25 protein-coding genes are annotated in these 22,751 nt (G+C 65.6%); 8 read left to right on the top strand and 17 right to left on the bottom strand.

Annotated elements, in window-relative coordinates:
• Positions 1-428: 428 nt before the first annotated feature.
• The 6 genes from ACQP2U_RS32975 to ACQP2U_RS32950 form a co-directional block, all read right to left on the bottom strand.
• Positions 429-1,076, bottom strand: coding sequence for a hypothetical protein (locus ACQP2U_RS32975; protein ID WP_433711041.1), 648 nt, complete (start codon positions 1,074-1,076; stop codon positions 429-431).
• 1,094 nt (positions 1,077-2,170) lie between these two features.
• Complete coding sequence (locus ACQP2U_RS32970; protein ID WP_433711040.1) at positions 2,171-2,296, bottom strand: hypothetical protein; 126 nt, start codon at positions 2,294-2,296, stop codon at positions 2,171-2,173.
• Positions 2,297-2,520: 224 nt separating this feature from the next.
• Positions 2,521-2,958 carry a hypothetical protein gene (locus tag ACQP2U_RS32965; protein WP_433711039.1) on the bottom strand — a complete coding sequence of 146 codons (438 nt, stop codon included), beginning with the start codon at positions 2,956-2,958 and terminating at the stop codon, positions 2,521-2,523.
• 167 nt (positions 2,959-3,125) lie between these two features.
• Positions 3,126-3,932: a hypothetical protein gene (locus ACQP2U_RS32960; protein WP_433711038.1), complete on the bottom strand. Its 807-nt coding sequence runs from the start codon at positions 3,930-3,932 to the stop codon at positions 3,126-3,128.
• On the bottom strand, positions 3,929-4,600 hold the full coding sequence (locus tag ACQP2U_RS32955; protein WP_433711036.1) for a type IV toxin-antitoxin system AbiEi family antitoxin domain-containing protein: 672 nt from the start codon (positions 4,598-4,600) through the stop codon (positions 3,929-3,931). The genes ACQP2U_RS32960 and ACQP2U_RS32955 overlap by 4 nt, the downstream gene beginning before the upstream one ends.
• A 232-nt stretch (positions 4,601-4,832) precedes the next feature.
• Positions 4,833-6,056: an FAD-dependent monooxygenase gene (locus tag ACQP2U_RS32950; RefSeq protein ID WP_433711035.1), complete on the bottom strand. Its 1,224-nt coding sequence runs from the start codon at positions 6,054-6,056 to the stop codon at positions 4,833-4,835.
• Positions 6,057-6,778: 722 nt separating this feature from the next.
• On the opposite strand from ACQP2U_RS32950, the gene ACQP2U_RS32945 reads away from it, so the two are divergent.
• A complete protein-coding gene (locus ACQP2U_RS32945) occupies positions 6,779-8,212 on the top strand; it encodes an ATP-binding protein (protein WP_433711034.1) in 1,434 nt (477 codons plus the stop codon).
• Positions 8,213-8,241: 29 nt separating this feature from the next.
• Here ACQP2U_RS32945 and ACQP2U_RS32940 read toward each other — a convergent pair whose 3' ends face one another.
• Entirely contained in the window at positions 8,242-8,808 is a 567-nt protein-coding gene (locus tag ACQP2U_RS32940) for a hypothetical protein (protein WP_433711033.1), read from the bottom strand.
• 168 nt (positions 8,809-8,976) lie between these two features.
• On the opposite strand from ACQP2U_RS32940, the gene ACQP2U_RS32935 reads away from it, so the two are divergent.
• Complete coding sequence (locus ACQP2U_RS32935; protein WP_433711032.1) at positions 8,977-9,996, top strand: DMT family transporter; 1,020 nt, start codon at positions 8,977-8,979, stop codon at positions 9,994-9,996.
• 136 nt (positions 9,997-10,132) lie between these two features.
• Here the strand turns inward: ACQP2U_RS32935 and ACQP2U_RS32930 are convergent, their stop codons facing one another.
• Together ACQP2U_RS32930 and ACQP2U_RS32925 are read right to left on the bottom strand one after the other, a co-directional pair.
• The gene (locus ACQP2U_RS32930; RefSeq protein ID WP_433711031.1) at positions 10,133-10,951 is read right to left on the bottom strand and encodes a class I SAM-dependent methyltransferase; all 819 of its coding nucleotides are present in this window, start codon (positions 10,949-10,951) and stop codon (positions 10,133-10,135) included.
• A 52-nt stretch (positions 10,952-11,003) separates the two neighbouring features.
• Positions 11,004-11,684 carry a polysaccharide lyase family 7 protein gene (locus ACQP2U_RS32925; RefSeq protein ID WP_433711030.1) on the bottom strand — a complete coding sequence of 227 codons (681 nt, stop codon included), beginning with the start codon at positions 11,682-11,684 and terminating at the stop codon, positions 11,004-11,006.
• A 1,489-nt stretch (positions 11,685-13,173) separates the two neighbouring features.
• Here ACQP2U_RS32925 and ACQP2U_RS32920 point away from each other — a divergent pair.
• Together ACQP2U_RS32920 and ACQP2U_RS32915 are read left to right on the top strand one after the other, a co-directional pair.
• Positions 13,174-13,614 carry a hypothetical protein gene (locus tag ACQP2U_RS32920; protein ID WP_433711028.1) on the top strand — a complete coding sequence of 147 codons (441 nt, stop codon included), beginning with the start codon at positions 13,174-13,176 and terminating at the stop codon, positions 13,612-13,614.
• On the top strand, positions 13,611-13,916 hold the full coding sequence (locus tag ACQP2U_RS32915; protein WP_397035350.1) for a hypothetical protein: 306 nt from the start codon (positions 13,611-13,613) through the stop codon (positions 13,914-13,916). The genes ACQP2U_RS32920 and ACQP2U_RS32915 overlap by 4 nt, the downstream gene beginning before the upstream one ends.
• Before the next feature lie 182 nt (positions 13,917-14,098).
• Here ACQP2U_RS32915 and ACQP2U_RS32910 read toward each other — a convergent pair whose 3' ends face one another.
• Together ACQP2U_RS32910 and ACQP2U_RS32905 are read right to left on the bottom strand one after the other, a co-directional pair.
• A complete protein-coding gene (locus ACQP2U_RS32910; RefSeq protein ID WP_433711027.1) occupies positions 14,099-14,713 on the bottom strand; it encodes a class I SAM-dependent methyltransferase in 615 nt (204 codons plus the stop codon).
• A 412-nt stretch (positions 14,714-15,125) separates the two neighbouring features.
• Positions 15,126-15,728 carry a TetR/AcrR family transcriptional regulator gene (locus ACQP2U_RS32905; protein ID WP_433711026.1) on the bottom strand — a complete coding sequence of 201 codons (603 nt, stop codon included), beginning with the start codon at positions 15,726-15,728 and terminating at the stop codon, positions 15,126-15,128.
• Positions 15,729-15,862: 134 nt separating this feature from the next.
• Here ACQP2U_RS32905 and ACQP2U_RS32900 point away from each other — a divergent pair, with 134 nt between their 5' ends.
• Positions 15,863-16,627 (top strand): class I SAM-dependent methyltransferase, encoded by a 765-nt coding sequence (locus ACQP2U_RS32900; RefSeq protein ID WP_433711025.1) that lies wholly within the window; start codon positions 15,863-15,865, stop codon positions 16,625-16,627.
• 233 nt (positions 16,628-16,860) lie between these two features.
• On the opposite strand, the gene ACQP2U_RS32895 is transcribed toward ACQP2U_RS32900, so the two are convergent.
• The 4 genes from ACQP2U_RS32895 to ACQP2U_RS32880 form a co-directional block, all read right to left on the bottom strand.
• Positions 16,861-17,292, bottom strand: a complete 432-nt coding sequence (locus tag ACQP2U_RS32895; RefSeq protein WP_433711024.1) for a hypothetical protein — start codon at positions 17,290-17,292, stop codon at positions 16,861-16,863.
• A 343-nt stretch (positions 17,293-17,635) separates the two neighbouring features.
• Positions 17,636-18,484 (bottom strand): class I SAM-dependent methyltransferase, encoded by an 849-nt coding sequence (locus ACQP2U_RS32890; protein WP_433711023.1) that lies wholly within the window; start codon positions 18,482-18,484, stop codon positions 17,636-17,638.
• A gap of 3 nt (positions 18,485-18,487) precedes the next feature.
• Positions 18,488-18,832, bottom strand: coding sequence for a VOC family protein (locus tag ACQP2U_RS32885; protein WP_433711022.1), 345 nt, complete (start codon positions 18,830-18,832; stop codon positions 18,488-18,490).
• A 20-nt stretch (positions 18,833-18,852) separates the two neighbouring features.
• Positions 18,853-19,011 carry a CopG family transcriptional regulator gene (locus tag ACQP2U_RS32880; RefSeq protein ID WP_433711021.1) on the bottom strand — a complete coding sequence of 53 codons (159 nt, stop codon included), beginning with the start codon at positions 19,009-19,011 and terminating at the stop codon, positions 18,853-18,855.
• A 129-nt stretch (positions 19,012-19,140) separates the two neighbouring features.
• Here ACQP2U_RS32880 and ACQP2U_RS32875 point away from each other — a divergent pair, with 129 nt between their 5' ends.
• Positions 19,141-19,728 carry a hypothetical protein gene (locus ACQP2U_RS32875; RefSeq protein ID WP_433711020.1) on the top strand — a complete coding sequence of 196 codons (588 nt, stop codon included), beginning with the start codon at positions 19,141-19,143 and terminating at the stop codon, positions 19,726-19,728.
• A gap of 3 nt (positions 19,729-19,731) precedes the next feature.
• Here the strand turns inward: ACQP2U_RS32875 and ACQP2U_RS32870 are convergent, their stop codons facing one another.
• Positions 19,732-20,124: a cupredoxin domain-containing protein gene (locus tag ACQP2U_RS32870; protein WP_433711019.1), complete on the bottom strand. Its 393-nt coding sequence runs from the start codon at positions 20,122-20,124 to the stop codon at positions 19,732-19,734.
• A gap of 389 nt (positions 20,125-20,513) precedes the next feature.
• Here ACQP2U_RS32870 and ACQP2U_RS32865 point away from each other — a divergent pair, with 389 nt between their 5' ends.
• Both ACQP2U_RS32865 and ACQP2U_RS32860 read left to right on the top strand, forming a co-directional pair.
• Positions 20,514-21,533, top strand: coding sequence for an ArsR/SmtB family transcription factor (locus ACQP2U_RS32865; protein WP_433711018.1), 1,020 nt, complete (start codon positions 20,514-20,516; stop codon positions 21,531-21,533).
• Between the two features lie 24 nt (positions 21,534-21,557).
• A complete protein-coding gene (locus tag ACQP2U_RS32860; protein ID WP_433711017.1) occupies positions 21,558-22,160 on the top strand; it encodes a SanA/YdcF family protein in 603 nt (200 codons plus the stop codon).
• A 3-nt stretch (positions 22,161-22,163) separates the two neighbouring features.
• Here the strand turns inward: ACQP2U_RS32860 and ACQP2U_RS32855 are convergent, their stop codons facing one another.
• Positions 22,164-22,640: a hypothetical protein gene (locus tag ACQP2U_RS32855; RefSeq protein ID WP_433711015.1), complete on the bottom strand. Its 477-nt coding sequence runs from the start codon at positions 22,638-22,640 to the stop codon at positions 22,164-22,166.
• Between the last annotated feature and the right edge of the window lie 111 nt (positions 22,641-22,751).

The raw sequence follows: 22,751 nt of genomic DNA, 5'->3' as shown, positions 1-22,751 counted from the left end.
ACCTTGCGCCCGGCGGACTTCGCGGTGATGACGACGACGGCGGTCTTGCTGAATGTCCGACACGACCTCGCTACGCCGGCGGATCAGCATCCAATGTTGGCCCCGGGTCCGGTCCGAGTCGTACACCGCGGCGACGTCCTCGCCCAGCCCGAGATCTCGGCGGATACCGCGCCTTCGCCGACGCCGAACCGGACAAGCACGGGTAACCGGCGGGAACGCCTGCCGTCAACGGCATCCATGACGTCGGTCAATGCTTAACGCCAACCACTGTTCCACTGCTCCCCGAGCCGTCGTCATGATCAATCACGACCCCTGAGCCGGGAATCACCAGCCGAAACGCTTAGCGCGACTTTTCGCGCCACTGGTCAGAAGACCAGCGCGGCTGAGGCTCAGCGACATGTTCACGGTCGCTAGGGCCGCCGGTCCACCTAATCGGTGCTTGGCGATGGGAAGAATCCTCCGATGGAGCGCCAGTTGTCGTTGATTCCGGACCAGTCCGAGCCCTCGTGCCACCACGAGGTGTAGACACGTCCGTCATTGCCGACGACGAACAGGTCCAGTTGATCGGACATCTGCGCCACCGGAGTGACGATCGCAGCGGTGCTCTGCGGAATCACGCACGCATTGCGCCGCCGTGACCAGTGGCCCTCGACATACACGCCCCGAACAAACGCTCGGCGTGTATTGCACATGTCGCCGATCTCGCTTCCATCGGAGTCGACGTACCACGCATCGCTCTCGGGGTCGGTGCACGTCTCTGCCATTTCGTGGCCGAAACTGCGGGTCATTGTGTTGATGTCGGCGAACCCGACCCACGCGACCCACGAAGTGTCGATGTCGAAAGGGAAGTCGAAATCGGTCGGGTGACTGTGCGCACCCAAAGCGCCGCCAGGCGAGTAGCTGGTTCCGGGCGGCATGAACAAGCAGTAGGCATTCCGGCCGCCGGAGTTGTCCGGCTCCGGAAAGACGTTGTTGTCGATCATGTTCCACAACGCGTCGCCCACGCCACCGTCGTCGAAGCTTGATGGAGGATCCGGCGATGTCAGCGTGATCGCCCCCGTACGTGGGGCGAGCAATACCGTATTCCTTGAGCGCGCTGAAGTACGGCCCCGCGATCAGGCCGCTACATGCTGCAATAAGTTGCGCGCGAAGTGCACTGTTGGCTTTGACGTTGTCCCAAGCACCACCCCAGAACACCAATTCCACGGGAACTCCCGGCGCGATAGAACCCCCATGGAAGACTACGTTTGTGTCGGTCACGCCTCCGTTCGGTGGGAACAGCAGGTTGGGCGACGAAGCCCGCACAGGCAGGACCGCGCCATCCGGGTCTGCCTGTTCATCGTCGGGCACGACGCCGATGCGCGTTACCCGCGCGGTGCGCGGACGTGGCTTGAGCGCGGGCAGGCTGGCGCGACTTGTCAGCTTCGCGTATGGATCGTCGATACTCGAATCCAGTGGCGGCGGTTGGATCCCCACACGATTTGTCGGTTTCGATGCCCTGTAGTCGCGGTATTGCGTTTTCGCGGACATGATTTCTCCTCACCGATGTACTGCGTCGGATGTTCTGTTCGCCACGGCTCTATCAAGCATCGGGTTATTTGTGATGATGGTCACGGGTAGCTGACTACGTGCTCGCGTCCAGTCGACGATGTGTTTGTCAGGCGAGATCAGCGCATGGTTGCGTTCTGCTGTCGGCTCAACAGTCAGTAGGCGACCACCCCGGGTGGGGATCCGCGCGGGACAGCTCGGCGACGTACTCGCCGCGCGGCGGTCCGCGGTGCTTGTTGTTGAGCTTGGATGAGATCCGGTAGCTCAGGCACCTGCAGACGTTGGCGTCGGGTCTCATGGGGCCGATCAGGGTGCGGGCATCCTCGAAGACCGAAGGCTGGCGAACCTCGATGGTCATGGCACCGCGATGCCACGGAGTGCCCTGTGTCATCGAAGGCCGCGTGGGTGTGGAGCGTGCTCTTCGTTCTCCGCGCCTGGCAACCGATTCCCGGAATCGAGCCGCCAGCCCACGCCTCGATCACCAAAAGGCTGGAAACCGGACCGATCCCGCGACAGTTGAATACGCGACCTCACCAGCCCCACATGCCAGTTATCACCGATCGAACCCGGTGACCTTGGAGTTGAGACTGAGGTACAGGTGGATGTTGTCACTGGGGACAGGTCAGATCCCGCTGTCTCCACCGCGGCCGTCCGGGGCGATGAAATCGCCGATTCCGCGCCATAGGCGGGCCAGAAGCGTCTCCACGATCGTGTCGAACTTCTCATTGCCGATCGTGCTCCAGTCCACGCTCACGCTCCCACAACCCGCTCGGCGCCTCCCAGTATGGCGAAGTCCGCCAACTGCCTCACCGGCTCATGTTCCCCTCTGAGCCTTGGGTTGCGGAAGATCTGCACGCATTGTTCGGGCACTTCGATGACGACCCGGGATAGGCGCGGAGCATGAAGAAGCCGGATCGATCCCGAGGCGGGCCCCTTGCGGTTGCTCGGATGGATGACATGGTCATGCGTCCGTTACCGAGGTCTTCCGTGGGTGTCTCGGGTGGGTATTCCGTGTTGGCGGAGTGCGGTCAGGATGGTGGTGTGGGCTACGCCGAGGTGTTGTCCGACTCGGGTGAGTGACCAGCCGAGCTGGTAGAGGTGGGCGGCGGTCTGGACCTGGTCGGGGGACAGGCTGCGGCGGCGCATGGGTACATGGTGCCGGTGGAGGATATTGCTGACCGTGCGGCGTTCGATACCGAATCGGGCGGCGAGTTCGTACACGGTGGATCCGGTCTGGTATCCGGTGATCAGTTCCGCGACTTGGTCGGCGTCGAGTTGCCGTGCCCGCCGGGGAGCGGGCCGTTCCGCAGGTGGCTGGGTGGTTGTCGTGGTGTCGGGCAGCTTCTTAATCAGGGCTTCCAGGGCTTCTACCTGCGTGTTCGTGTTCGAGTAAGGTCCCCCAAGGTCCACCCAGAATGATCCGCAGGCGAGAAGGCCTGCGGATATTTTGTTGTGCAACAGCATCTAAACCGCGTAGTGGTTGGCTCTGCCACACCTGCTCGGCCGGCTGGCAAAGCCTTCGGCAAGCGAACCGGATGTGCCCGGCTGATCGCCCGGTGCGTGCCTTCTGGTTTCGATCAAAGCCCCAGCGCCGGGTCCTGGTTGGCCAAGATAGCCAAGGCGGTCTCGCCCTGAGTTCGATGCTGGCGTGGCAGCGCGCGCCACGCGGAGTGTTCGGGTACGAGATGGGTGGCCAGCATGGCGATCCGGCGTCGGTCGGAGCCGGCGAAGTCTGCACGTTCCGTGAACGGATCCTCGATGCATGCCAGCGCGGCGGCGTCGTAAAGGTGCCGGTCCCGATCTCGGGAATCCGTCGTGTAAGCCGCTGCTTTGAGGATCACGGCACCGAATGGGCGCGGCACGGAGATGTCGGCGACTACCCCTGCTGCTATCTCGATGCGTGCGTTGATGGTTCGGCGCAGTGCTTGGGTACCACCTTCGATGCGAACCATTTCGCGGCCGCGGAGTCGTTCGACGACCCTGGGCGCCGGATGATCGGAGACCAGGACGTCGACGTGTTCCTCTGTCGGGGTACCCGCGACGAGGTCGACGGTCGTGGTTCCTCGAACGAACCGGTGTGCGGTGTTATTGCGTGGGTCGATGGATGGCTGCAGTCGATAACCGAGGCTTTCGAGTGCGGTCGCCGAGGCGGCCGGAATGCCACGCTGGGTCTCGATGTGCAGCACGATGTCGACGTCGTTGGTCGGGCTGACGATGCCGACACCGTGACGGATTGTGTGCAGCTGGGTCATGAGCCCGCCGACCAGAGTCCCATTGTCACGCGGGAGCGTGTCGGCCAGTTCGGCGACATTGGGCCACGGTTGTGGCCAGCCACCGGGCAGGGAAGCGATGTCGATTGTCGGTCGCCGTGGTTGCTCGCTCATCGGTATGTCTCCAGCATCTCGGTGAGAGCGCGTTGTCCGACCCCCCGGATGCGCGGATCGAGTGCCGTTGCGGCGTCGAGCGCCGCGACGACGGCGCTGGTGGAAACGAGCTTGCCGACCTGGTCGAAGTCGAATCCTGTGACACGCAGGGTGATGTCACCGGAGGGCTCGGTCCGGAGCCCAAGAGTCCGAATCACGTTGTCGAGTTCTCGAGCGGCGATGTAGCCGTCGATTCGGTCTTCACCGCTGTCGACGATGCCGAGAGCGTTCATATTGGGGCGCAAGACAGTTGCGCGAAGCCGAGGCAGCGCGGCGCGGTGGGCTGTGAATGTTCGCACGCGCGCGCGGTCACGGACCCGTGAAACCAGTTCACTCGGGTCGGCCAGTTCTCGGAGCGTACGTCGGACCCGCGAGATCTGGGTCGGGCCGAGCCAGTCGGCCTCTCCTCCGGACAGGACTGCGATCGCTCCCCACGCCGTATGCTCGGCCCACGAGCGAGTTCGACCCTGGCGCTGCGACATCAGGTAGCGATCCACGGAGTCACTTTCGAGCACTCCACGGGCGACTTGGGTCAAGCTTCCAGAATTCACGAGGCGACGAACGTGCCGAACGGAAATGCCGAGCACGGTTGCTGCGGCTTCCAGACTGACGAAGTCACTCTCGGTCATGACAGATAATGTCCCATTTCGGACCTATTCTGTAAAGGTCATCGTCTGTTCATCGGATCTCACCGTTGACCGGCTTGCCGGGCGCCGACCGCGCGGGTCATGATGTCCGGCCCGTCTACCAGCACCGCGCAGCTCGTATACTGGTCCGTCAGGTCCACTTCATTTCTCGCCAACCGTCGGATTGCGCGCGTAGGCCCGGCGGTGGCCTACCGAGGGACACGTTAAGTGACGCCTACGGCCTGGCCGACGAGGTGATCAGCGGTCCGGCCGTGGCCCCGGAGTCCGGCACCCCTGCGTAGTCGGGCAGCTCCACGCCGTTGATCGCACGATCGATCAGTTCGGTGAACCATTCGCTTTCGAAATCCATGCTCGGCTCGGCGTCCGGCCCGGGGACGGCGCGGCTGCGCGCGTGCAACCGGCCGATCTCCTGGTTGGCCTCGACGAACGAGCGCATCCGCCGCTCGTAGCCGGCGAACCCGGCTTCCGGGTCCCACTCGGCGGCGGCCAGCTCTCCGGCCAGTATGTAGGCGCCGACCAAGGCCAGCCCGGTGCCCGCCCCGGACATTGGCGACGAGCTGAACGCCGCGTCCCCGAGCAGCCCCACCCGCCCGCTCGACCAGCGGTCCATCACCACCTGGGCGACCTGGTCGAGGTAGAAGTCCGGGGTGTCGTCCAGGTGCGTGAGGATGTCCGGGGTCAACCAGCCCATGCCGGCCATCCGCTCCCGCAGCAGTCGCTTCTGCGCCGCGACGTCGCGGTAGTCGACATCGAGGTCCGCCGAGGAGAAGGAGAACATGGCCATCGCCCGGGTGGCGTCCTGGATGGGCCGCAGCCCGGCGGAGCGCCCGGACTCCTGGTAGTCGATCAGCCAGCGGTCCAGCCCGAACTCGTTGGGCACACTGTAGAAAGCCAGCACGAGCCCGAGGTGACGGACGAACCGCTCGCGCGGCCCGAAGACCATCGCTCGCAGCGCCGAGTGCAGCCCGTCCGCACCGACCACTAGGTCGAAGCGTCGCCGGTCGCCGCCCGCGAACGCCACGTCGACACCGTCCGCGTCCTGGGTGAGCTCGGCGATCCAGTCGCCGAAGATGTACTCGACACCGTCGCGGGTGTCGTCGTGGAGCACCCGGGACAGGTCCCCGCGCAGGATCTCGATTTCCGAGATGTATCCGTCGCCGCCGTCGTCGTCCGCGCGGTAGGTCTCCAGCACTTTCCCGTCCACGTCCACGGTGTACGCGCCAGCGGTCTCGGTGCAGGCCGCGCGCACCGCCGCGTCGAGCCCCATGCGCTGGATGACCTCCTTGGCAACCCCACGCGCGTCCACCGCCTGTCCACCGGGACGCAGTTCGGGGGCCCGCTCCACCACGGTCACCTCGGCCCCCCGTCGGCGCAGCCAGTGGGCCAGCGCGGGCCCCGCGATGCTCGCCCCTGCCACCAACACCCTGGTACCGCTCATTATTGCGCCTCCTGCTCGCCCGTCCGGATCACTGTCCGGATCGTTTGTTCCTGCTCTGACCCACCGCTGTCGGTGTATCCAGAGGTATCGACGTCGGAGCCACACGAAAGTCATCGGTGCAGCCGAGATCGTGTCCACGCTCCTGCGAACACCCCGAAGTGGCAGTACCGAGCGTTCGAGGCAACTCCGGTGCAGGTTGCGTGTCGTTTGGTGGCGGTTCGCGGGTATGGGCACAGACTCGAGCCGGCGCCGGTTGCCCACTCTTTCGTCATCGATGTGACGTCGACGTCGGGTGCCTACGGGGGAGGACTGCTCGCGAAGCGGCACGGACATCGCCGGTCGCATAGTCTTTTTCCCTGCTCAGTCGCTTGCTCGGGCGTCACGGACCGTCTTGGACGCAGTCGGCCGGGAGGCTGCGTTGCTGCCGGTCGACTTGATGTTCCGACGAGCGGGTCATCGAGGGGCGAGTATCTGTTGTAGGCGTGCGTTGGTAGCCCGGTTGGGGAGGCCATGCAGTTCGGTCCCGAGGGGAGTTCCTCACACCGCCTTGCCGAGGGAACTTCGAACCAAGACACGACACAAAACAAACTCACTGGCATGCAAAAACGAGGCCGAATCGCTGCGGCGGTCTCTCACAAGCTTAGGCAGTAAATTGCATAGTTCATATCTTACTTAGATTGAATCTATGTATGATTGTGCTGGTCTAGCGTAGGAGGTGGTCGGTGGAGTTCAAGGGGCGCGCGTCGGATCTCGACTTGCTGGGGCGGCAGCTGGAGTTGGTGACCGACGGGACCGGTGCGACGCGGGCGCGTGCCGTGATCATGACCGGGCGGCGGCGGGTGGGGAAGTCGCGTCTGGTTCAAGAGTTCTGCGACCGCTCCGGTCTCCCATATGTCGTTTTTCAGGCGACGCGAGGGCGTAATCCCGTCACGGAGCGCGAGGACTTTGTCGGTGCTTTGGCTCATTCGCCGTTGCCGGGGGCAGAACTGGTCGTGGGGATGTCGGCGGCGGATTGGAACCAGGCGTTGCGGATATTGGCCATCGCTTTACCGGACGATGCCGCGAGCATCGTGGTTATCGACGAGGTGCCATGGCTGGTCGAACAGGACTCCGAGTTCGAAGGAGCGCTGCAGACGGTGTGGGATCGGCACCTTTCGGCCAAGCCGCTGCTGCTGGTTTTGGTGGGCAGCGATATCTCGGTGATGGAGGCGTTGCAGTCGCACGATCGTCCCTTCTTCGGACGGGCGACGAAGATGACTGTTGCGCCGCTGCATCTGGCGGATGTGCAGGCCATGACCGAACTGCCAGCGGCCGAGGCGGTGGACGCGCTGTTGATAACCGGTGGGTTCCCGGAGATCGTGCGGTCCTGGCGGGCGGGCATGAGCCGTGTGGGTTTCCTCCGTGATGCCACGGCGAATCCGCTGTCGCCGTTGCTTGTGGCGGGTGAACTGTCGCTGCTGGGCGAGTTTCCCGAGGCGTCTCGTTCACGGGCCGTGCTCGAGGCGATCGGCAGCGGCGAGCGCACCTTCAGCGCCATTGCCGCCGCTGCGGGCAGCACCGGTGTATTGCCGGCCGGAACCCTGACACCGCTCCTGAACACCTTGCAGGCTAAGCGGATAGTGGCTGCGGATCTGCCGCTGTCGACGAAGCCGGACAGCAAGAATAAGCGCTACCGCATCGCGGACTCATACATGAGATTCTGGCTGGCCTTCCTGGAACGCGGAATTCCGCTTATCGAACGCGGCCGGGGAGATCTGGCGCTGGAGCGGATCGAGCGTTCGTGGACGACCTGGCGCGGTCGCGCAGTAGAACCGGTGATCAGGGAATCGCTGCGGCGGTTGTTGCCCGACGCCCACTGGCCCGAAACCGAAGCGGTAGGTGGCTGGTGGAACCGGCAGAACAACCCGGAACTCGACTTGGTCGGTGCCGACCGCGACCCCGTCGCCGGCGCAGTGCACTTCGTCGGGTCGATCAAATGGCTCGGGGATCGGCCGTTCGATCGCCACGATTATGACGCCCTCGCCCGCAGCGTCCTAGCTGTTCCTGGCACGCAATTCGATACGCCGCTGGTGGCGGTCTCGCGCTCCGGGATCGACGGTGACCTGCCGCTGGCGGAGCATTGGGGACCAGAAGATCTGCTGCGTGCATGGCAATGAAGCCATGGGACATTAAAGTCGGTCCGTGATTATGGCGGCAGGAGAGTCAGCGCCGCAGGCCATGGCACACTCACCCCAGCGCTGATCAGAACAGCCACCACCTGTTGGCCGGCTCTTTCTGGTCCGTTGCGAGACCGTAACGACGATCTTGCCGGCGTGAGGCCCTTCTCGAGGTGGCGGTGGGCGTCGACGACGTCGTCGATGGCGAACACCTTGTCGATGGCGGGTCGTAGTGCACCGAGGCGTACACCGGCGTTCAGGAACGCCGCCATGCGCTTCACCACGACGGTGTCGAGGGTGTGCTCGAAGCTCCGGTAGCTGAAGATCGTGAGCGGCGTGCTGGTCGGGAAGGGTGTGGGCCGAGTGATGGCGATGGGCACGGCGCCGATCTGATTGGCGATCTGCATTGCCGCGCGGCCGACACCGCCGGACGCGGCAGGGATGAGGACGTCGTCGCCGGGCCGCATCCTCGCCTTCTCGATGAGCGCGCCGTAGGCGGTGGAGTACGCGACCCAGATCGCCGCCGCCTCCGTGATTGCGAGACCTTCCGACCGGGCGAGGCTCCAGCCCCCGGGCCTTTTGTGTTCCAGGGTCATCGTGCCTAGTTCTTGGCAACGGAGGAGAACTGCTTAACAGAAAGCCGAAAACTGTGCCCAGCGGTTTGGGACCGGTCATCCGACACTCACCCGCGCCGGGTAGCTCGGCCAGCACCTGGGTAAGGCAAGAGCGTGCCTAGACGAACCCAACTATGGAAGGGGCGTGAGATGCTCGACCGGCGCGATGACGTCGCAAGGCCGGACCACGCGGACACCGCGCGACGCGGGTCCGGATCGGGCGTCGATCTCCTCAACAAGGTCGCCACGCTGATGCCGGTACCCACCATGCTGGCGGGCGCCGTCTGTGTTGCCCTGTCGTCCGTCTTCGTGCCTCTCACGCACGTCTCGACCGGAACGGTGACCTTATTCCGCAGCCTCCTGTCGATGCCGCTGCTGATTCCGATGGCGCTCTCCGAGGCTCGGACCGCGTCCGCCCGGCCGCCGCGCTCACGCTGGATGGCCGTTGCCGCAGGGGTTCTCCTGGCGGGTGACGTCCTGCTGTGGAACCAGGCGATCGCCGACAGCGGCGCCGGAATCGCAACTGTGGTCGTGAACGCCCAGGTGGTCCTGGTCCCCATCCTCGGATGGATCTTCCTCCGGGAGCGCCCGACGGCCGCGTTCGCCGCGATGGTGCCCGTCATGCTCGCTGGGGTGGCGCTGGCCGGCGGCGTAGTGGGTGGCGGCTCCGGGAAGAACCCGACCCAGGGCGTGATATTCGCCGCGGCGGCGGCCCTGTGTTACGCAGGCTTCTTGTTCCTGCTGCGCGAGGCGAGCGACGACGACCATGTCGTCGTGCCCGTCACCGAGTCGGCGGCTGCCTCCGGCGTCGTGGCGCTGGTCGTCGGGCCGCTGTGGCACGGCTTGGACCCGCTCCCGGGCTGGTCGGCGTTGGGCTGGCTGTTCGCCATCGCCGTGACCGGGCAGGTGGCGAGCTACCTGCTCATCGCGAGCGCGCTGCCTCGCCTCTCCGCGTCGATGGGAGCGGCGCTGCTGCTGCTCCAGCCGGTCGGTTCAGTGCTCCTGGGCGCCGTCATCCTGGACGAGCGCCCAACGCTGCTGCAGCTCGGCGGCTGCGGGGTCGTCCTCGCCGCCCTCTACCTCGCCACCCTCGCCACCCGCCGCTGCGACCCCAGGGACGAGGAGGCCACCACTCCGAGGCGGCGTCCCATCAGAGCCCCTGAGCCATGACCGGATCCAGTACACGGCGGGGCGGCCCCGGCGTACGGGCTGGGCGGTAAGACGCCGAAGCTGGGCGGAGCCCGGTCGCGTGTAGTCCTGATTCCACGGCCACAAGGACTTCGCCATTGTGGCAGGGTGCTGGCCGCTACCGCGCTCGGTCCGTGTGGAACTTCGCCAGTCCGAAACCCTTGGGCAGCACGCGATGCAGCACTGGCAGCGACAGCCGGTAACTGCGCGGCAGAGTACTGCGGAGCGCGGGCGGGGGGTCGGTGATCGAGCGGGCATCGGTGACCCGCAAGCCTTGTGCGGCGAACGACTCCGGTTCTCCGCCGGTCCAGGCCCAGCGCGCGTCCATCGCGCCCTTGTCGGCCGCCCGGTTCTGGAACCGCAGCATGCCAGGGCTGTAGTAATCGAGGATGACCGTGGCGTGCGGGAAGCGTGCGGCGAGGTTGTCCAGGGCCCGGCGTACGTCCGCCTCGGGCAGGTAGACCAGCACTCCTTCGGCGACAAAACAGTACGGCCCGGGCTGCGCGGAGACGGTGTCGTACCAGCTGTCGTCGAGTACTGAGGCGACCAGCATGCGGCGACGCTCGGTGTCGGTGAAGAAGTGCCGGCGCAGCGCGATGGTATCCGGCAGGTCCAGGTCCAGCCAGTGCACGTGTCCGTTGTCGACGCGGTCGAAGCGGGCGTTGAGGCCGGTGCCGATTTCAACGACGGTCCCGTCTGGATGCGTGGCCAGGAATTCCCGCACCCAGGTGTCGACGATGGCAGTGCGCAGCACGCTGGGGTCGGGCCCGGCACCCCTGGTCAGCTTCTTGGGCGGATTGTCCAGAGCGGCCATGATGTCGCCGGCTTTCGGGTCGACCAGAATCGGCTTGCGCTTCACCGACTCCCGTGCGCGGCCCGCGAGGGTGATGAGCAGAGTCTCTTGAATGGTGCCGAGTTCCACCGGTATCCGATCCATGGACAGAATTCAGCCAGAGCCGCACCGGCTGCGCAACGGCCGCAGTGATGTTTCACGGCGTGGTGGTCAGCTCACTGATCTGGTAGATGGTCACCCGGCCGCCGTCTTCGGCGTCGCCTGATTCGTGCCCCTGCTGATAATCGCCGACCTGGAAGCGGACCGTCGCATCGTGAAAGTCCTGTGGTACCAGAGCAGTTGCTTGCTTTGTGTCGGTGCCGTACGTCGCGCGGAACACCATGGTGCCATTGCCGATGTCGCTGATAGCGAAGTCGAATCGCTGGTTCATCGGCACCCCGGTGAGCAGCGGGAAAGACAGTGTCTGCGAGCCGCTCTGCTGCTGCCGAGCTACCACTTCGATGGTGCCGGCCCGGTAATGCAGCATCACGTAGGGCACCGAGCTGATGGCGCCCGCCCCGTGTATCTGGCCGAGGATGATGTCCTTGGTACCCGTCGGCACCTGAAGGACCGCGGATGCGACCTTCAGCGTGTGCGGGCCGCTGGTCCCGGCCGAGAAGTTGCTCGAGCTATCCAGCTCGGTACGGGCGTGCTCGGAATGCGGCGTGGTGGCGCCTCGAACCGGCGCCCAGAAAGTGAGACTGCCGTCCGGGCCCCCGGTAAGCCACGGCGGCGCGACGGCGGCAGGCTCGATAACAGCGGCATGGCCGCTCTTGTCCTTCTCCGGGATGGTCAGCTTCCAGCCCCGCAGGCTGATCCGATTGGGGGGGACGGACATCCGCTGTGCCGCCGTGCCGAGAGGGTGCTGGTGCCGGCCAGCACCGGGACCGGCGGACACCGACCACATGCTTCCGCCGAACAGCACGAGAACAACCACAACAGCCAGTCGATCGCGGTGTAGGCATCTCGGCCGGCCGCCCGGATCCCTGGTCATGAGTACACCCCTCGTCGGTCGGACTCGAGTGCATCACTGCCCGATCGTGTCCATAGTGTGAGGCATGGGCGAGGACGGCGGCGGCCGACCCCAAGCCCGCATGTGTCGGAAGGCCAGCACGATTGCTTTGCTACGGGGGAGGACTGCTCGCGAAGCGGCAGGGCATCGCCGGTCGCATAGCCTTTTCCTGCTCAGTCGCCTGCTCGGGCGTGACGGACCGTCCTAGACGCAGTCGGCCGGGAGGTTGTCTACTTCTCAGCGGGGCTCGTCCGTCAGGGCATACCGAGGGAGTGCTGAGCCCGGGGTTCGGTGGGCGCTTTCCCACTGCTGGGGAATGGCGGAGCCGTTGAATACCATCCGGTTGGTTCTCGGTTTGCCGCACTGCCGAGCCGCGCCGGGAACCGTATGGGGTCGGAGCCGAGTCTCGTGCGCCCGTCCGGGAAGGACGATCGAGGCTCGGCTCCGCCGGATTCCAATGGTGCGGTCCGGTAGCTCTGCGCTGGGTTCGGCCGACTCTTGCCATGGCGCGGCAATATCCAGTAACCCCTGAACTGCCACTCGCGCAAGATATCTCGTGATCCGCTTTGGTTCGCTTTCCGAATGTGCTGCCGGCCAGCGAAGCTGGCGCGGTGACGTGTAATCCCCTGCGCCGGCGCTGATCAGCCGGACGATGAGTCCGCAACAGGTGTAGCGCGTCGATCGCCGCCCGAGCCGGGGATCGACAGTACCGAATACCGGCGGGTTGCTGTCGACATGACGTCGGGACGATGGAAGCGCGGTCGGTTGCGAAGCAGTGAGCATGGGTGTGGGACGCGGATAGGTGGTCCGGGTGCTTGGCAACATTTGTGCGAAACCGGACGAAAGCGGATCAGCAGATGCGTTGCCCGGCAACCGGTCCAGGAGTGTTAATGAAAGAGCCGGAGCTTTCGGCAGGAGTCGGTGCCCCTGGATGCGGAGCAACGATCGAACGCAGCAACGAGGAGGCAAGCATCATGCCTATCATCGCGTCGCCTTCTCCGACCTCAGGACCTATCGTCGGAACGTCCCCAAGCCGCGCTGACCGGTTGCCGATCGGCTCGCCGAACGAAATCGATTGGCTGTGGAAGTATTTCGGGTGCCGGCAGCACGCGCGGACCGATGCGATCGTGATCGCACGTGTCCGGCGGGCGGCAGGCAATCAGGTCCGCCCGATTCGCGACCGAGGAAACCACAGCGGCTACGAAACTGTCCCTGCCTCCGGTGTGATCCTCGCCGCGGTGCTGGACATTCCGGCAGTCGAATCCACACGCAGCAGGGACGATCCGGGCCGTCCTCCTGGTGGCGGTGAAGCTGTATGAGAAGCCCGAAGTCGCCTGCCCGCCACGACCCGTTCGAGGTGGTCCTCTGCGCTGTGTTCGGCATTTCGGCCTTGCTGCAATGTTTCTACGGTTCGCCTCCGAACTCCGCTGTCGCGACACTGCCGCCGGGATTGCGGGTACTGTGGCTGGGGCTGACGCTGAGCGGTTGTCTGATGACCCTTGTCGGCGTGTTCGCCCGGCGGGTATGGGGTTATCTGATCGAGCAGATCGGTTTGGGGGCGCAGGGCTGGTCACTGTTCGCCTTCGGCACGCAACTGCTGATGATGCAGATCCATCAGCAAACCATCAGTGCGGCCACGGTCCTTGGCGGTCCACTGCCCATCGCGTTGGGTGTCGCGTTCCTGTGGAAGCGCCGACAGGTTTTGCAGGATCTGAAGACGCTGCGCGTGATCCGAGCCAGGAGGACCGCCTCGTGAGCACGCTCGCGTCCTCATCCCTGTTCTCCATACTCGTGCTGCTCGCCAGTTCCTCAGCGCTGTCAGCCGCGGTCACCGCATGGTTCAAACGAGGCGATGTCGACGCCACCATGACCAAGACGAAAGCTGACGCCGCCAAGGTGCTGAGCGACCTCGCCATCTCCGAAACCCAACGGATGTCCGAACAAATGGGCGAATTCCGGATGGCGCTGCGAGCGCATCGGGAGTGGGACCGGAAAATGGTTACCCGGGCACGCCAGGCAGGCATCGAAATCGACGACCCTCCTGAGCTGTACCTGTAACACAAGCGAGGTCCGCTACTCTCTCATCCGCCGAAATCAGCGCTGCGACTATGCAGTGGAGTGTCACTTGCCCGGTGCGCCCAGACCTGAGCGCCTGACGATTCTGCCATCGCATTTCGGCGGTCGCAGTGGAATGAGCAGAGCCCAATCGGGTTCGGGGGTCCCTCGGGGCTGGGCAGGCTTCACTCTGCGCGCGAGAGCACCGCCACTAGAAAGTCGGACTCGTCGGTAAATGGACGTAGATCCCAGGTCGATAGCCGCAGGTCCACCGTAAGTCCGGCGTCCTCGGCGTCGGCCAGGAACTGCGGGAACTCGTAACCGCGGCCGGCGCCGAAGCCCACAACCACCCGACCGGCTGGGGCGAGATGGCGGGCGAACCCGGCCAGCACCGCCCGCCGGGTGGAGGGCGCCAGAAATGTCATCACGTTGCCCGCGCACACGATGACATCGAAGTCGCCGGCGACTCCTCGGCCCGGCAAGTCCAGTTCGGCGAGATCACCGACTATCCAGGTCGGACCGGGATAGTCCTGTTCCGCCGCGGCGATCAACACCGGGTCGACATCGACGCCGACCACGACGTGGCCAGCTCGGTGCAGATAGGCACCCACACGCCCTGGACCGCACCCCGCATCCAGGACTCGGCTACCGCGGTCGAGCATCGCGTCGACCAGTCGCGCCTCCCCGACAATATCGGTGCCTTCGGCCGCCATCGCTCGGAACCGTTCCACATACCATGTCGAGTGCGCAGGGTCCGCGGCAGTGAGCTCTTCCCACTGGCTGGGGGTACGTCCGTTCATGGTCTGTTCCTCTTCGCTCGGTCCCGCCTCTGGTTCACTGTGCCACCGCCGTGCCGATAGTGAGCGCGCGGCCTGATGGTGCCCGCCGCTGGTGCGGCCCGCCCATCGACACCGCACTTCAGGCGGATGACGACGCCCGAATTTGCCCATGTAGACCCTCCGTCCCGATTCTCAACCAGAGCACGCCATAGCTACCCGCTCTGCAGAATGTTCGGGCCGCGGCAGGTCTCGCCCACAGCTGCATGCCGGGCGGATCAGTTTCTTCTCCAGACGCTTATCGACAAGTGCGGTGGACGCGAGAAGTCCCGGTGTAACGGGCGAGATCGGCCGCCGAGGCCAGCCGAAGCGCGAGATCGTCGCCGGCCGGTGATCGGCAAGTTGGTTGGCAACTGTTGTCGACGCTGGTGGTTGCTCAGGCCGGTCGTCGTTGCACGGCATCGGAGATGACCGATGTCACGAATTTGTCGATCGCTGCTGTGGTCGGCGGGCCGGAATCGCGGTCTGTGAACAACAGATGCCCGCCGCCGACGAGGGAGAGAGTGAGCGAGTCGATGTCGGCGTCGGCGGCGATGCGGCCGAATTCGCGCTCGGCGGTCAGGTAAGTGGAGATCGCGGTCGTCGCCTCGGCGAGGATCGCTATGCCGCCGCCGGTGCGCGCTCTCCGTAGTCGAGCGCGCACCTCGTCGCGGAAGGTGATGAGCGGGATGATCGCCACCGGAACCGGTCCGAATAGCACGGTCAGCGCGCCGGTCAGGTTGGCGGCCACCGTGCCGGTGCCGGCAGTGGCATGCAACGCATTCGCCTGTGCCTCGAGCTGGGCGGCCCGGTCGAGCACGAGGTCGGTGAGGAAGGCGTCGAAGTCGGTGAAGTGCCGATGCAGAACGCCTTTGGCGCAGCGCGCCTCGTCGGTGACGGCCCGGCTGGTCAGTCCGTTCGGCCCGTCGCGCAGCAGCACGCGTTCGGCGGCGTCGAACAGTTGCTGTCGCGCAGCGTGTAGGTGCACTCCGGTCGGCACTCGCAGATCCTTTCGTACGTCGATTCACCGCAGTCGTTGCGCAGTGGGCATGTGCCCACTAATGTGGGCGCATGCCCATACTATCGCGAGAGCAACCAGAACCGCCCTCAGCGCATCCGGGGGAGTCCCAGCGCATGGCCACGTCGTTCGGCGTGGACGCACAGCGCTATGACCAGGCCAGACCCGCCTACCCCGACGCATTGGTGGCGCGTATCCTCGCCGGGATCCCCGGGTCGGACGTGCTCGACGTCGGCTGCGGTACCGGCCTCGCGGCCCGCCAGTTCCAGTCCGCGGGGTGCACGGTGCTCGGCATCGAACCCGATGCGCGAATGGCCGACTTCGCGCGAGCCCGCGGCCTGCGGGTCGAGGTGGCAACCTTCGAGGCGTGGGAGCCGGGCGACCGGATGTTCGATGCGGTCATCGCCGCTCAGTCGTGGCATTGGGTGGATCCAGTTGCCGGTGCCGCGAAGGCGGCCGGCGTGCTGCGTCCAGGGGGACGACTGGCGATCTTCGGTCACGTGTACGAGCCACCCGCCGAGGTGGCAGAACCGTTCGCCGCCGCCTACCGGCGCGTGGCACCGGACTCCCCGCTCAGCGGCCAACCAGCTCGACGTCCCCTGGAACTCTACGAGGCCGGCTACGGAAAATTCGCCGACCGGATCCGCGAGACCGAACAATTCGGAGATCCCGAACAGTGGCGATTCGACTGGCAGCAGTCCTATACCCGCGAGCAATGGCTGGAGCTGCTCCCCACCACAGGCGGCCTCACCCGGCTCCGTCCCGATCAGCTGGTCGAGATACTGGACGCGACCGGCAGCGCCATCGACTCGCTGGGCGGATCCTTCACGATGGACTACACCACGCTGGCCGCGACCGCCGTACGCGCGGGCACCTTCTGACAACCGCGCTCGATCTCGCCCCGCGCGGGCGGAATCGCCTCCCCGCTGCCGGACCCGGTGACCAGACGACTCGACCGAGCAGCGAGGCCGGCAACAGGATCAAACGCAGTCGAGCATGCGGCACGCCTGGAATCTCCACCCGCGCACACCCATCGGATATTCGAGATGGCCTCAGCTTGAAGGAAACTCACCGGTACGGACCGCTGCGGCGTCCAATGCCGACAACTGCCCCGCTAACCCTGGTACGGGTGGTTGGTGAACTTGACTTCGCCCGACTCCGGGAAGTGGGCCGCGTTGAGTGTGACGGTGCCGACAAAGTTGTCGTGGCCGGGGCTGAACAGGGCCGAGTAGCCGCTGTTGCCCCAGTATCCGGGGCCATTGGCATGTGCGGTGAAGCTACCGGTTTCGCCGGTGTCGACATTGCGGTAGTGCAGAGTGATGTCGAGTGAGCAGGCGCCGACGCCGATCATCTGGGCGGTGACGGTGAAGGCGGCCATGCCCGGGTAGGCGTTGCCGTTGACCGACGAGTCGACGATCGCGACGCACGGGCCGGTTGTCAGCGAGTAGATCGTCGCGAACTTGCCGCCGCTCGAGTCCGCGGAAGCTGGTGCGGCCGTGGCGGTTACGGCCGCTACGGTCATCGCGGCGACGGAGAAAGCAGTCACGGATCGGATCGAACGCATCATTACCCCCAGCGTTGGATGGTGGTCATGCCGACGTTATGCCGTGCGACGGTACCAGTTTTCGCGTCATCCCATGACCGTTCGCGCGGAACAGAGCTGACACCAACGGCAGATCTCGCGCGATGAGTTCAGCCGAGGCTGAAGGGTTGGCCCCAAAGGGTTTCGGAGTCGTGGGCGTGCGGATTCGACGGTTGGCGACCTCGATGACAGTTCGGCGCTCGGGAACAGGGTGTCTGCGATGCCGCGGATACTCCAGCCCGGTGGAAAGTCGATGAATCGGACGTCGTCGAGGCGGTGGCGCGGAATCGGCGCGCCGCGGGGGTCGTCAAGTCGTCGCGACCAGGAACTGCTCCGCGCTCGGGGGCCGGAGGCCGTCCGTTCGGTCGGCGAAGTAGCGCTGTGTCAGGGTGGATGTCGAAATGTGTTGCGCCGAGACGAAACCCGCTGCCTCGGCCAGCTCGATCAATTCATCGGGCCTGAAGAGGCTGAGGAATGGCACTCCACTTGCTCGTGCGGCATTCTCGACGGCCTGGCGTATCGCGCGTTCCTCGACACTCAGTAGGTCCAGCGGCAGTTGGAAGGTCATGGCCAAGGTGGAGCCGGATGCGAGGGTCGAGATCCGCTGCAGCGTCTGGATATTCGCTTCGCGGGTGAGGTACATCGAGACACCGGTTTCGGCGACGACCGCGGGACGTGACGGGTCGAAACCCGCCGAAATGAGCCGGTCCCACCACGATTCGGCCTCGAAATCGACCGGAACCAGCCGTAGCCACTGTGGAATCCCGAAGCCGAGTTCGTCCAACCGCTGCCGCTTCCACGCTTGCGGCCCGGGCTGATCTACCTCGAATACGGTTAGACCGGAAGCGATTTCGGATCGACGCTGAGCAAATGTGTCGAGTCCCGCCCCGAGGATGACGTACTGATCGACACCGCGCGCTGCCTGCTCGACCACCAAGTCCTCGACGAAACGGGCGCGCGCCACGACGCACGCTCGTGACAGGCTCGTCGTCTCGGGATCCATATCCGCTCGGGCGCGCCATCCGGCGTCGGGGTCGATCAGTCGCAGCCCGATCTCGTCTTCGAGCACATGCGGCGCCGGATCGATCTCGACATGCAAGGCCCGCCACAGCGCCACGCGCTCCGCCGTGCTCTCGGGACCGATGACCTGTGGCATGAGTCAGCCGACCTTTCCGACCTGCAGACTCCACAGCCGGCCATCGGGGTCACGCACCGTCATTTCCTTTGTCCCGTAATGGGTTTCCTCGAACGGCGTGACCACCTCGATGTCACCGCTCGGCCGGAACGCATCCGGTTCGGTGACCGTGAGCACGAGCTGTGTCTGTGGGGTCTGACTGCGCGGGACCTCGGCGATGAAGACATAGGGACCATCGCCATTGCGGAACAGTCCGGAGTTGTGGTCGGTGGTGAATTCGGGTTCGAAGCCGAGCGCCTGAAAGAACCGCGCCGACTTGCCCCAATTGTGCGTTTCGACGAATACGCCTTCGATGCCCTGCGTCGTCATATCGTCTCTCCTTCTCGCGTTCACGGTTGCTGATCGTGGGTGTCGTCGAGGTATCCGCGCAGCGCCTCCGCGACCAATGTCGACAGCGACATCCCGGACTCGATAGCCCGGAACTTGACCTGCTTGATCAAACCCACCGGCAAATACACGTTGAACTGCTTCACATCCTCGTCACCCACGACGCGATGCTAGCATTCTAGGAAGCTAGTATCAAGATCATCATCGAGTGCGCTGCCAGGTGATCTTGATCAGGCCCCGGATTGCGGGGGCATTCGGCCGGCCGCGGGGCGGCGCGATAACTTGAGCGGGTGATCAAGAGTGCGGTATCCACGACGGCGGGGGCATGGCGGGCAGGTGACGGCGTCCCGGTGACGTTGCGGGAGGCGACGGTGGCATGGGCCTTCGCGGCACATGCGGAGCTGTCGGAGATCGCCACGAGGTACGGGAACTTCATCACTGTGGATGAGTTGGCCGGCCGGGTGCAGGAAGCGTCGGGGGTGCACACGGGTGCGCCGACGCGGATGTGGATGGCGGCGATTCTGCGCAAGGTCGCGCGACGTTGCCACAAGGCGGGCGAGCCGCCGCTGACCTCGCTATGCGTGCAGGAGAACCACACCGTCGGCGACACCTACAAGTACGTGCTGGAATTGGCCGGGCTGCCGATTCCGAAGGACCTCGAGTTGCACGCCTCCTACGCCAGGTGGCAGTGCTACGAGCACCACGGCGCCACCATGCCCGCCGAGCCGACCGCTCCGCCGCTAACACCCAAGGTCGCGGGCCGCCGTTCGGCGAGCACCACCACGCAGGAGGCCAAGCCGGAACCTGCCCGCGCGGCAGTGTGCGGCCAATGCTTCATCCAGCTGCCTGCCAGTGGGACCTGCCAGTACTGCGTGTAGGCGTCACGGCGAAATGGCCTTCCGGACGCTCAATGCACCATCCATGTTGGCGTGATATCGGCAATAGAAGGGGTGCGACCCGACTTCATCGGGCGCGGTGAAAGTGATGCTCTGGCCCGGGCCGATCTCCCGATCGAAGAGGCCGGGACGCTTGCTGGTGATGCTGTGTTTCACCGAATCGTGGTTGACCACCGTGAGCGCCGCACCCGGCGTGATCGGGGGAGTGCCGCTGTAGTTCTGGTGTTCGATGGTGATGGTGACGGTGGGTATCGGCGCGGGGCCGGACCACGTAGGCGGGGCGCTCTCCTCCGAGGAGCCGCACCCTGCCGCCCACGCGACGGTGAGCAAACCGATCGCGATCCGATGTCGCCACGGCGAGGTTCGAGTGCTGTTCACCTAGACCGGCTGCCCACAATCCGAGCCGCCATGCCCATCGGCTATAACGAGTTGACGACTGGTGATGTCACCCTGCTCGACGGTGTTTAGGCCACGGCCGAAACATAGTGGGGGTAGCGCCCGCTGATTCCTAGGCTGCTGAACAGTGCGGATTCGGGAGTCGAAGATGGTGAACGAGGTATCGGCGCGGCCAGTAGGTCTGGTGCTGAGATGGCCGAACGTAGTCGGGTGGCGGAATCGGTGGCGGCCGAGCTGGTTTCGTTGGACGGCCCCGCCGTCGGCTACCGATCAGATCCTTAGGATGGATCCGGTCCTCGCGGTAATGCTGCGAGGACCGCGGTGATCGCGGGTACCGTGAGGTACCTCGGTATCACGATGCGGGGCAGCCTATGAAGCGGATCTATTGCACAATCGAGGATCTGACGCGCATCCGGATCGGAGCGCCGCTCGGCGCGATGGGCGAGACAATGCTGGCCACCCGGGTGGTACAACGCACCGACGCGACGTTGTACGACGGTTGGCGCGGACAGGTGCGGCGCGCGATGCCGGACAACTTCGGCGTGCTCGCGGATATCTTCCCCGGCGTGCATCACTTCGTCGACCTGATCACACCGACCCGTGGCGCGCGGTCGATGTCGGCGGGGATCGAGGCATTGCATCTGGCCTCTCGTGACGAACTCCGCCGGGAGGTGGAGCACGCGGGTCGCCAGCGGGCGCTGACCGACCATCCGCTCCCGGCCTGGACGCGAAATCTGTCCGACCGCGACAGCGCCGCCCGCCACGATGTCGCGCTCGCCGTCGAGGCATTCCACGCGGTGGCATTTGCCGGTCGGTGGGCGCATGTGCAGTCGTATCTGGAGGTGGCGGCCGAGCGGATGGCGCGCACAATCGCCACCGAGGGCGTCGAACGGTTCTTCGCCGGACTGGCGCCCTTCGCGCGGTGGCGCGCGCCCGCCCTCGAAGTGCTCACCCCGAGCGAATGCCACGACGAATATCTCGACGGGCGCGGCCTGATCATCATTCCCTCGCTGTTCATCTGGCCCGGACCGAAGCTGCTGAAGTCCACCACCGATAAGGACGCGCCGATGACGCTGGTGGTTCCGGTGCTGCGCGATATCGCCGATTTCGCCTGGGCGTGGGGTCCCCGCGCGGCCAACGAGGCGCTGACGGCGCTGCTCGGTCGGACGCGAGCCGCCGCGCTCCAGGAGATCGCCGAGGGCTGTACCACGACCGAACTCGCTCGCCGACTGGGCATTTCACCCGCGACGGCCAGTGAACACGCATCGATACTGCGCGAGGCGGGGCTCATCGAGAGCTGGCGGCACCGCAATGCGATGCGGCATCAGGCAACCACTTTGGGTATCGCCCTGCTCGACGGCGATCTCGACAGCGGTGTGCGCATCGCTTAGTGCGGGGCCAGTATCGTCGGGCGGGTGCAGCTCATAACCGACCGGAAGACAACGCTTCGGCTGGGCGTCGGACTGGCGGCCGCAGCGGCGCTGGTCGTCGCGGGTGCAAATCTCCGATTGTGGCTGGTGTCGGCCGGATATCGCTGCGGACCCGCGGCCGCGCCGACGGTTCCGGTGGTGATCGTGCCGGGCGCGAAGGTCGGGCCCGATGGCGCGCCGATGGCCTATCTGCGTGGACGACTCGATGTCGCGATCGAACTGCTGCGGGCCGGAAAGGTGCGCGAGATCCTGGTGTCCGGTGATGCGGCGGGCACATCCGGCGACGAAATCGCGTCGATGACAAGCTATCTCGCGGACCACGGCGTCGATCCGGCGGTTGTGCGCTGCGATGGCGAAGGGTTGTCGACCCGGGCGACATGTGAGCGGGCGAAGAACGTGTTCGGTGTCGATCGCGCGATCATCGTCACCCAATACCAGCACCTGCCACGCGCGGTCGCATTGTGCCGTGGCGCGGGCATCAATGGCTACGGTGTCACGGCCTACTGCGAATGTAAGCGAAAAACACTGATGCGCAACACTATTCGTGAATGGTTGGCCGCACCTCGAGCAGTCGCCGCGCTGATCTGAGCGCTACCGCGGCTCCGGCAGCGCCGGATCCATCGGATCGACCGGACCGCCGGGATTCGGGATCGGGGGCGGTCGCATCGGATCCGGACTCGGCCGTGGATCGGGCATCGGCGGCTCCGGCGTCGGGCCGGGGGCCGGCGGTGGTACCGGCTCGGGGTGCGGTACGGGACCGGGCACGGGCGGTATCGGATCCGGTGAGGGGCCGGGCACTGGCTCAGGACCGGGCACGGGCGGTGCCGGATCCGGTGAGGGGCCGGGTACCGGCTCAGGACCGGGCACCGAGTCCGGACCAGGCTTCGGTGGAATCGGTTGTGGTGCCGGACCTGGGATCGGTTCCGGCCCCGGATGCGGTTCGGGCTCGGGCACCGGTTCGGGGCCGGGTTTCGGTGGTACCGGATCCGGGATCGGTGTCGGTGGTACCGGCTCTGGGATCGGCATCGGCGGGATGGGGCTCGGATTCGGTGGCACGGGACGAGTCATGCGCTTACCTCCTCGACACAGCGGTACCCACCCGATTGCGGGCGAATCAGCCCGATGTCGGACGCCGAGCGTCGACCAACCTCCGCAATGAGATGTCCCCTCCTCCTATCG

Origin of the sequence: Nocardia sp. CA-084685, assembly GCF_050955785.1 — a bacterium.
GTDB lineage: Bacteria > Actinomycetota > Actinomycetes > Mycobacteriales > Mycobacteriaceae > Nocardia.
The sequence above is the reverse complement of the archived record's forward strand: the minus strand, read 5'-3'. Positions and strand labels throughout refer to the sequence as shown.

Coding starts and splice junctions, on each gene's coding strand:
- ACQP2U_RS32940 (WP_433711033.1), bottom strand. CDS start 8,808: ATGACCCTGGAACACAAAAGGCCCGGGGGCTGGAGCCTCGCCCGGTCG.
- ACQP2U_RS32930 (WP_433711031.1), bottom strand. CDS start 10,951: ATGGATCGGATACCGGTGGAACTCGGCACCATTCAAGAGACTCTGCTC.
- ACQP2U_RS32865 (WP_433711018.1), top strand. CDS start 20,514: ATGAAGCGGATCTATTGCACAATCGAGGATCTGACGCGCATCCGGATC.
- ACQP2U_RS32960 (WP_433711038.1), bottom strand. CDS start 3,932: ATGAGCGAGCAACCACGGCGACCGACAATCGACATCGCTTCCCTGCCC.
- ACQP2U_RS32925 (WP_433711030.1), bottom strand. CDS start 11,684: ATGTCCGTCCCCCCCAATCGGATCAGCCTGCGGGGCTGGAAGCTGACC.
- ACQP2U_RS32885 (WP_433711022.1), bottom strand. CDS start 18,832: ATGACGACGCAGGGCATCGAAGGCGTATTCGTCGAAACGCACAATTGG.
- ACQP2U_RS32935 (WP_433711032.1), top strand. CDS start 8,977: ATGCTCGACCGGCGCGATGACGTCGCAAGGCCGGACCACGCGGACACC.
- ACQP2U_RS32900 (WP_433711025.1), top strand. CDS start 15,863: ATGGCCACGTCGTTCGGCGTGGACGCACAGCGCTATGACCAGGCCAGA.
- ACQP2U_RS32855 (WP_433711015.1), bottom strand. CDS start 22,640: ATGACTCGTCCCGTGCCACCGAATCCGAGCCCCATCCCGCCGATGCCG.
- ACQP2U_RS32920 (WP_433711028.1), top strand. CDS start 13,174: ATGAGAAGCCCGAAGTCGCCTGCCCGCCACGACCCGTTCGAGGTGGTC.
- ACQP2U_RS32890 (WP_433711023.1), bottom strand. CDS start 18,484: ATGCCACAGGTCATCGGTCCCGAGAGCACGGCGGAGCGCGTGGCGCTG.
- ACQP2U_RS32955 (WP_433711036.1), bottom strand. CDS start 4,600: ATGACCGAGAGTGACTTCGTCAGTCTGGAAGCCGCAGCAACCGTGCTC.
- ACQP2U_RS32910 (WP_433711027.1), bottom strand. CDS start 14,713: ATGAACGGACGTACCCCCAGCCAGTGGGAAGAGCTCACTGCCGCGGAC.
- ACQP2U_RS32950 (WP_433711035.1), bottom strand. CDS start 6,056: ATGAGCGGTACCAGGGTGTTGGTGGCAGGGGCGAGCATCGCGGGGCCC.